Source organism: Bradyrhizobium sp. CFUWI (assembly GCF_056429085.1).
This window is the reverse complement of sequence record NZ_JBWJZE010000059.1, coordinates 1-8492: the sequence shown is the minus strand read 5'-3', so window position 1 is coordinate 8492 and position 8492 is coordinate 1. Positions and strand designations below refer to the sequence as shown.

Genomic DNA, 8492 nt, shown 5'->3' with positions numbered 1-8492 from the left:
GTCATGGCCGGAATTGGCACTCCTGTTTTGCGACTTGGCGCTGCTCACGTGCCTCATCGTGGTTCCCAATCCGTTCGGAGCCTCGCACTGGCCGGTCGCGATGCAGTACCATTTCGGCAACTTCATCTATTTCTTCGTACTGCTCGCAGGCGCCACCCTGGCCTATACTTGGCGAACCGTGATTGCGGTCGGCGTGTGGACGGCTGCGCTCTGGATGATCGGCATGGCCTGGGTCTGGTGGCAACCCGATCGCGATCCCGCGCTGACGGCCCGCATCGCAGCCGCAGCAGGCAGCGATCAGCACTTGTTGACGATGATCTCGCCCAACGCGATCGTGTTCCACGTTCGCATCCAGGAGATCGTCGTATTCATGATCGTGGCCATGACCTTGGCGCTCGCGGTCCGCCGCAGCAACGACCTCTTGGTCCGGCATGCCGCGGTGGAGCGCGAGCGCGGCAACCTCGCACGCTACTTCTCGCCCAATGTCGTGGCGGAATTGTCGAAGCAGGACGAGCCGTTGAAGCAGGTGCGCACGCAACACGTCGCGGTGCTGTTCGTCGACATCGTCGGCTTCACGACCTTTGCCGATGCGCGCTCGCCGCAGGAGGTTGTGCGGACGTTGCGGGAATTCCACGGATTGATGGAGCAGGAGGTCTTCCGCCATAGCGGCACGCTCGACAAATATCTCGGGGACGGATTGATGGCGACGTTCGGCACACCCTTCGCGGGCGAGCACGACGCCAGCAACGCGCTGCGATGTGCGCAGGCAATGATCGCGGCGGCGGACGGTTGGAACGATCGGCGGGCAGCGTCAGGCGAGCCACCTCTTCATGTGAGCTTTGGCTTGCATTACGGGCCGGTGGTGCTCGGCGACATCGGACAGACCTGTCTGGAATTCGCGGTGATCGGCGCGACCGTCAACGTGGCAAGCCGTCTCGAAGCCTTGACCCGCACCTTCGATTGCGCGCTGGTGGCAAGTGACGACCTCGTCAGCCAGGCGAAGGCCGAGCTTGGCGACGCAGCCGCAACGCTTCAGTCATTGGAAGCGCGAGAGCCGCGGGCGGTCCGCGGTATTCAGCAGCCGATCTCGATTTGGACCCAGCCGCGCGGCGCGTAGAGCCGAACTCCCCCGCTGCGTCAGGACGCCAAGCAAAAAAAACCCGGCCGAACGGCCGGGCTTTTGATCGCTTGCGCTCGATACGAAGCGGCTTACGCGGCCTCGTCGGCGACGGTGGTGTCGTCGCCATCGGTATCGTCGGTATCGCCCTCGGCATCGGCTTCGCCCTCGGCGGCTTCCGCCTTGGCGTTGCGGCGCGGGCTCTTGGCGAGCTGGGCCTCGATTTCCTTGACCGCTTCGGTCTCGGTCGAGTGCTGCACCACCGCGATCTCGCGGGACAGGCGATCGAGCGCCGCTTCATAGAGCTGGCGTTCGGAGTAGGACTGCTCCGGCTGCGATTCCGAGCGATAGAGGTCGCGCACGACTTCCGCGATCGCGACGATGTCGCCCGAATTGATCTTCGCTTCGTATTCCTGGGCGCGGCGCGACCACATGGTGCGCTTGACACGGGCGCGGCCCTTGAGCGTCTCCAGCGCCTTCTTCACCAGCGCCGGCTCGGACAGCTTGCGCATGCCGACATTGGCGACCTTGGCGGTCGGCACGCGCAGCGTCATCTTGTCCTTGATGAAGTTGATGACGAACAGCTCGAGCTTCGCACCGGCGATCTCCTGCTCCTCGATGGCCAGGATCTGGCCGACGCCGTGAGCGGGATAGACCACGAATTCGTTGGCCTTGAAGCCCTGGCGCTGGGTCACGACCTTCTTTTCCTCGACCTTCGGCGCAGCAGCGGGCTTGGCGGCCGGCTTGGCAGCGACGGGAGCCTTGGCAGGCGCAGCAGCAACGGGAGCCTTCGGCGCGGCGGGCTTGGCAGCGGGGGCCTTGACGGCAGCAGGCTTGGCAGTCCCAGGCTTTGCAGTCACAGACTTGGCAGCAGGCTTGGCAGCGGTCGCTTTCGCGGCCGGTTTGGCAGTCTTGTTAGGCATTGCGCTTCTTTTGTTCTTCGAGGACTTTGCAGCCGGCGCCTTCGTCGCGGTCCGACCCTTGGATGCGCTACGGCTGGCCGCGGCGACTTTTTTGGCCTCCTTATGGGAAGCCCTCGCTGAAGTACTCTTTTTACGCGTTTTCTGTGACACAGCCTGCGCGCGGAAACTGCCACGCCCCTGTTCGACATTGGTTTCACGGGAACCCAGAGGGGCCAAGGGGGCTGACGGGGTTCGGCTTAATGTGCCCAATATAGCACATTTCCCGCAAAAATCAATGATTTAGGGGTCTTCAGGGCTGGTTTTCGGCGTCGGCGCCGCTATTAGGGTTAAGTTTGAGCCCGATTTAGTCGCCGGAGCCGGGGTTCGGGGAAAAATATTTCTCGAACTTGCCTTCCATGCCGTCGAATTCCTTGGCGTCGCCAGGTGATTCCTTCTTCTGGGTGATGTTCGGCCAGCTCTTGGCGTAGTCGGCGTTGACCTGGAGCCACTTTTCCAGGCCCGGTTCCGTATCCGGCTTGATGGCGTCGGCGGGGCATTCCGGCTCGCACACGCCGCAATCGATGCATTCGTCCGGGTGGATGACCAGCATGTTGTCACCCTCGTAGAAGCAGTCGACCGGGCAGACCTCGACGCAGTCGGTGTACTTGCACTTGATGCAGTTTTCAGTGACGACGTAAGTCATCCAACGCTCCGAAAAGCTCTTTTAGAAGTCGCGGCTTGCCTAGCGCGGATGGCCCGGCGCCGCAAGGTCGGGAAGGCCCGATCATGACGGCTTTGCGTGTTTGATCGACCAAGAAATGAATAAGACGCGCAATTAATTGCGCATCCCGAGCTCCTCGTAGAGCACCCGTGCCGAGGCCGCATCGCCGCGGCGTTCGCTAAAGCTTGTCACTCTCAACACGCGCACCGTGCGGTCGAGCGCGATGGTGAGCACGTCGCCGACCTTGACCGCATGCCCCGGCGAGGTCTCGCGGGTGCCGTTGATGCGGACATGCCCGCTGACGACGAGCTCGGCCGCGGAGCTGCGCGCCTTCACCACCCGCGCGTGCCACAGCCATTTGTCGAGGCGCTGCCGCTCGGTCGTGGGATCACTCCTTGCGGCCGGACAGCTGTTCTTTCAGCGCGGCGAGCTTGGCGAACGGCGAGTTCGGATCAACGGGCCGATCGCGCTCGCGCGGGTTCGCGCTCGAGGCATAAGGGCGCAGCGACGGGCCGCCCTGGCGATCGCGGCCCTTGTCGCGGTCGCGGCCACGGTTGTCGCGGCCCTTGTCGCGGTCGCCGCCGAACTTGCCCTTGTTTCGATCGCGATCCTTGTTGTCGCGATCCTTGCCCTCGAAGCGGCGGCTCTTGTCGTCACGCCCCTCGGGACGCGGCGCGCCTTCGCCGCCGCCTTCGCGCGGCTTGCGGAAGTCTCTGCCGCCGTCCCTGCGATGGCCGCCGTGACGCTGGCCCGGCTTCGCGCCTTCGGCGGCTTCGCCGGGCGCAGCGCTCGCTGCGCCGGCCTCGGCACCGGCCTGCGGACGCGGCTGATGGTGACGCTGGTGCCGGTGGCGCTCGTGGCGCGGCTTGCGATCCTCGTGACGGCCGCCGGGACGCCAGACTTCGACCAGCTCGGGCTCGGCGGACGTGGCCGCGGCCTCAGGCGCGGCAGCGTCGGGCGATGCAGCGGCTTCGGTTGCGGCGGCCTCGGCGGCAGCAGCCTCGAGGCCGGCGGCCTCCGGGGACGCGGCGGGCTCTTCCGCCGGCGGCGCGATGCCGGGGGCGTCTTCGGGCGTGACGGGCGCCTCGGCGGAGGCTTCCGGCGCCTGCTCGGCGTCGTGGGCCTGCTCGTCCTGCGGCTCGATGCCGGGAGCATCTTCGACGGTGACGGTTTCAGCGGCGGTTTCGGTGGATACGGCCGGCGCCTCGGGCAGGCCGGCAACAGCCTCCGATGCGGTCTCGGTCGAGCTCTCGGCGCTGCCTTCGACCGGCGGCGTCTCTGCCGCGACCGTTTCGGTCACGACCTGCTCGGCCACGACGGGCTTTGGCGGCAGCGGCGGACGCTTCTCCATGCGATAGCCGAGAGCGCGCAGCACCGAGGCGAAATCTTCGCCGGCGGATCCGGTGAGCGAGGTCATCGCCTGCGTGACGACGAAGCTGCGGCCGTCGAAGGCGCCGGCCGGCTTCTCGCCGGACGCGTTCTCGCGCCAGGCCAGCGCCGGGCGGATCAGATCGGCCAGACGCTCCAAAATGTCGACGCGCACGGCGCGCTCGCCGGCCTGCTTGTAGCCGAGCACGCGATAGGCATCGCGCGGCAGCGCCTTGTCGACCGGGAACGAGGTGCGCCCCGAGGAGGCCAGATGCTGCGCGCCCGACAGCGAGGACAGATCGACATTGTCCTGCTTCAGCGCCCAGAGCAGCGCCGCGAGCGCGCGCGCGGCGGGCTTGAGCAGGCCGGGGAAATAGATGTGATAGGCGCCGAAACGGACGCCGTACTTGCGCAGCACCGCACGCGAGGACTGGTCGAGGTCCTTCAGCTCGCTCGCGATCTTCGGGCGCTCGAGCACGCCGAGGGCCTCGACGAGCTGAAAGGCGATGCCGCGGGCGATGCCGGTGACGTCCTCGGCCTTGGAGAGGTCGAACATCGGCCCGAGCAGCTTTTCGATATGGGTCTTGAGCCAGAGCTCGAGCCGCGCCTGCACCTTGTCGCGGGGGGCGCCGGTCAGGCGCTCGTCGGAGATGATGCGGATGCGCGGATGCAGCGCGTCCTCTGCGGCAGACAGCCGCGCCACGGCATCGCCGGTCCAGCGGATGATGCCTTCCGAGGTCAGCACGAACTGATCGTCCGGCGCGTTGCCGAGCCGTTCGGCGCGCGTGTTGATCTCGCCGGCGAGCACCGCTTGCGCTGCAGCCTGCAAGGCTTTCGCATCGGAGCCTGCTTCCGCCGCATCCGGGGCAAAGGTGAAGCCGTCGAGGCGGCCGATGACATGGCCTTCGACGATGACTTCGCCGGTCTTGCCGATTTCAGTATTCAAGCTCGTGTTCTCCCGCAGGCGGCGCATCAATACACTGGTCCGGCGATCAACGAAACGCTCAGTCAAGCGTTCATGGAGCGCATCCGATAATTTATTTTCGACTTCCCGCGTGATTCCCTGCCAGCGATCGGGGTCTTTCAGCCAATCCGGGCGGTTGGCGACGAAGGTCCAGGTGCGAATCTGCGCGATCCGGGCCGACAGCGTGTCGATATCGCCGTCGATGCGGTCGGCCTGGGTGACCTGGGCTTCATACCAGGCGTCGGGAATGCAGCCCTTCCGCATCAGGAAGCCGTAAAGCGTCGTCACCAGCTCGGCATGGGCGGCCGGCGACAGTTTCCGGTAGTCGGGGACCTGGCAGGCCTCCCACAGCCGTTCCACCGCGATCTTGCCATGCGCGATATCGCGCACCTCGACGTCGCGGGCGGCATGGTCGAGCACGCGCATGTCCTCGGCGATCGGCGCGCGCGTCAGCGCCTCATGGCCGGGGGCGAGATTGAGCGACACCTGCAGCGCGCCGAGCGAGGAGAAATCCAGCTTCGAATTGCGCCATTGCAGCATCTTCACGGCATCGAAGGTGTGGTTCTGCAGCGCGTTGACGAGCTCGGGCTCGAACGGCGCGCAGCGCCCCGTGGTGCCGAACGTGCCGTTGCGGGTGGCGCGGCCGGCGCGGCCGGCGATCTGCGCGAATTCGGACGGCGTCAGCCGGCGGAACTGATAGCCGTCGAACTTGCGGTCGGAGGCAAAGGCGACGTGGTCGACGTCGAGATTGAGGCCCATGCCGACCGCGTCGGTGGCGACGAGATAATCGACGTCGCCGTTCTGGAACATCTCGACCTGCGCGTTGCGCGTGCGCGGCGAGAGCGAGCCCAGAACAACAGCAGCGCCGCCATGCTGGCGGCGGATCAGCTCGGCGATGGCGTAGACTTCATCCGCCGAGAACGCGACGATGGCGGTGCGGCGCGGCTGGCGCGTGATCTTGCGGTCGCCGGCGAACTCCAGCTGCGACAGCCGCGGCCGCGTGATCATGGAGACGCCGGGCAACAACCGCTCGATGATCGGGCGCATGGTGGCAGCGCCCAGCAGCAGCGTCTCGTCGCGGCCGCGGCGGTTGAGGATGCGATCGGTGAAGACGTGGCCGCGCTCGAGATCGGAGGCGATCTGCACCTCGTCGACCGCGAGGAAGGAGAGATCGAGGTCGCGCGGCATCGCTTCGACGGTCGAGACCCAATAGCGCGGGTTCTTCGGCTTGATCTTCTCCTCGCCGGTGACGAGCGCGACCGCCTCGCTGCCGAGCCTTGCGGCGATCTTGTTGTAGACCTCGCGCGCGAGCAGGCGCAGCGGCAGGCCGATCATGCCCGAGGGATGCGCGAGCATCCGCTCGATGGCGAGATGGGTCTTGCCGGTGTTGGTCGGCCCGAGCACCGCAGTGACGCCAGCGCCAGGCACGCGATCGGACGCTGCGCGCTCGGAAGCGAAGGGGGAGGAGGAAAAAGCCATGTCTGAGGGATTAGGTAGTGGCGATTTGGGCGAATGTCAGTGCCGGATTGGGGCGGGGGCGGGATTGGTCCTTGCTCCTCATCCTGAGGAGCGCGTCAGCGCGTCTCGAAGGATGAAGGCCCCGCTGCTGCCGCCGGGCAAGCCAAGCCCCTCGCCCTTCGAGACGGCCGCTGGGGCGGCCTCCTCAGGGTGAGGGGCACACCGAAGGCGTGGACACACCCTCCCCAAACCTCCCGCAACTGTCTCACTTTGCGACGCTTTTCCTGTCGGTCTTAAGCTTCGGAACGACTCTAGAACGAATCGCGGCCGAATCGCTGACTCCAGATTGAGTCCCGTTCCGTTCACGCAACATGTCGCGGGAGTCTTGTCGGCGACGACTAGATGGAGTTTTCGGCCGCCGTACAAGTGACGTTTCGAGGGCGGAAAGCCTTAAGTTGGGGACGGCGCGGAGTCGAATCAGAATCGGGGAGGAGTCAAATGGATTCCCGGCGGGCATGCCTCCCCAACTCATTTTGGCGAAAACAACCCCATGCACAGTAGGGATGTGATTGAAATCATGAGGTTTTATTTCAGCAAAATGCTCCCGTCATTCCGGGGCGCGACGCAGTCGCGAACCCGGAATCCATCGGACCGCAGAGACGGTCGCGCGATGGATTCCGGGCTCGCGAAGAGGCGCGCCCCGGAATGACGGCGGTGGGTAGCCGCTACTGCGTCTTCGCCACCCTCGGCGGCTGGGCGGTGGTGATGAAGCTCGTCGCTTCCAGCATGGCCGGCCCGAGCGGCGTCGGCACTTTCAGCCAGAACGGCACCAGGATGCGGGTGCCCGCCACCGGAGCGAAGGCGATCTCGATGTTGCGCTGGGCGGCGAGGTATTTGATCACGGGGCGGTCGGGGATGTAGCCCGCGACGGGCACGAAATAGAGCGAGCAGACCACGACGGGGCCGCGATAGCCCTTTTCCGCCTTCACGGTCTCCATGCGCTTGAAATCGAGCTTGAGGTCGTAGCGCATGCGGCCGTCGAACACCGGGGCCGAGTTGTGGCAGGCCTCCGGCGTAACCGGATCGCCATTGCCGGGCACGCGCAGCAGCGAGGCCGTCATGGGGTCCCAGACGCCGCGGCGATGGGCGTCGGTGACGACGATGCGATCGGGATCGACTGGCGGCTCCGGTGAAATCGCAAAATCCTTCACATTGCCCTTGTCGAGCGTGATGCGGATCTCTTCGGTCTTCTTCTGCGTGGTGGTGGAGGCCTGGTAGCCGGTCGCAACCAGCGCGCCATTGACGACGCGCCCCTGCGAGGCGCCGGTGCCGGAGCCGCCGGTGAACGACTTCAGCAGGCCCGTGGTGCCGCCGGCGGCGGCGGCCGAAAACACGTCGTCCTGGATATCGATGTTCCAGCCGCCCTTGCCGACCGGAATGCCTGACAGCGAGGCCTCATATTGCGCCTCGAGCTTGCCCTGCGCCGCCGCGGGCACCGCGCCCCACACCACGCCTAAGCCGCAAAACGCCGCCAGCCAGCCGGCCAGGCGCGGCCGCAGGGAGCGCGATATGGGCGCAGAAAAGGGCATTATGAGCACGAAACAATCCAATCGGGCCGCGATGCGCTGTTACTTAAGCCAAAAACCGCGGCAAACAATGTGTCCGGGCCTATCAAACCGGGAACTCCACCGGACTCTTCAAGCGCGAATACGCCCTTTATATGATGGTAAGGCGCGACAAACATTGCCGTTTTGGTGATCGGACGGTAACCCTCTCTCCCCATATTCCACTGTCATGCCCCGCGAAGGCGGGGCATCCAGTACGCCGCGGCCCCTCGACTCTGGCCGCGCCGCCTCGGAGTACTGGATCGCCCGCCCCCGTGCGCAATTGCGCACTAGGGCGGGCGATGACACCTCGCGTGGGGCAAAGCGCAGGGCAGGAATCCCCGCCCAAAACCTTGAC

Annotated in this window: 5 protein-coding genes and 1 pseudogene; 1 reads left to right on the top strand and 5 read right to left on the bottom strand. The window is 65.9% G+C overall.

Annotated elements, in window-relative coordinates:
• Positions 1-1117, top strand: a 1117-nt coding sequence (locus AC066S_RS38150; RefSeq protein ID WP_478271880.1) for an adenylate/guanylate cyclase domain-containing protein, incomplete at its 5' end; no start/stop codon positions are given.
• A gap of 92 nt (positions 1118-1209) precedes the next feature.
• On the opposite strand, the gene AC066S_RS38145 is transcribed toward AC066S_RS38150, so the two are convergent.
• The 5 genes and pseudogenes from AC066S_RS38145 to AC066S_RS38125 all read right to left on the bottom strand — a co-directional run bounded on the left by AC066S_RS38145 (position 1210) and on the right by AC066S_RS38125 (position 8119).
• Positions 1210-2040 carry a CarD family transcriptional regulator gene (locus AC066S_RS38145; RefSeq protein WP_164719005.1) on the bottom strand — a complete coding sequence of 277 codons (831 nt, stop codon included), beginning with the start codon at positions 2038-2040 and terminating at the stop codon, positions 1210-1212.
• Positions 2041-2383: 343 nt separating this feature from the next.
• Positions 2384-2722, bottom strand: a complete 339-nt coding sequence (gene fdxA, locus AC066S_RS38140) for a ferredoxin FdxA (RefSeq protein ID WP_126260958.1) — start codon at positions 2720-2722, stop codon at positions 2384-2386.
• 132 nt (positions 2723-2854) lie between these two features.
• A pseudogene (locus AC066S_RS38135) lies at positions 2855-3118 on the bottom strand (RNA-binding S4 domain-containing protein); the annotation flags it as partial.
• Positions 3119-3128: 10 nt separating this feature from the next.
• Positions 3129-6551, bottom strand: a complete 3423-nt coding sequence (locus AC066S_RS38130) for a helicase-related protein (RefSeq protein ID WP_478271879.1) — start codon at positions 6549-6551, stop codon at positions 3129-3131.
• A gap of 704 nt (positions 6552-7255) precedes the next feature.
• Positions 7256-8119 (bottom strand): DUF3108 domain-containing protein, encoded by an 864-nt coding sequence (locus AC066S_RS38125; protein WP_478271878.1) that lies wholly within the window; start codon positions 8117-8119, stop codon positions 7256-7258.
• Between the last annotated feature and the right edge of the window lie 373 nt (positions 8120-8492).

Coding starts and splice junctions, on each gene's coding strand:
- AC066S_RS38145 (WP_164719005.1), bottom strand. CDS start 2,040: ATGCCTAACAAGACTGCCAAACCGGCCGCGAAAGCGACCGCTGCCAAG.
- fdxA (WP_126260958.1), bottom strand. CDS start 2,722: ATGACTTACGTCGTCACTGAAAACTGCATCAAGTGCAAGTACACCGAC.
- AC066S_RS38130 (WP_478271879.1), bottom strand. CDS start 6,551: ATGGCTTTTTCCTCCTCCCCCTTCGCTTCCGAGCGCGCAGCGTCCGAT.
- AC066S_RS38125 (WP_478271878.1), bottom strand. CDS start 8,119: ATGCCCTTTTCTGCGCCCATATCGCGCTCCCTGCGGCCGCGCCTGGCC.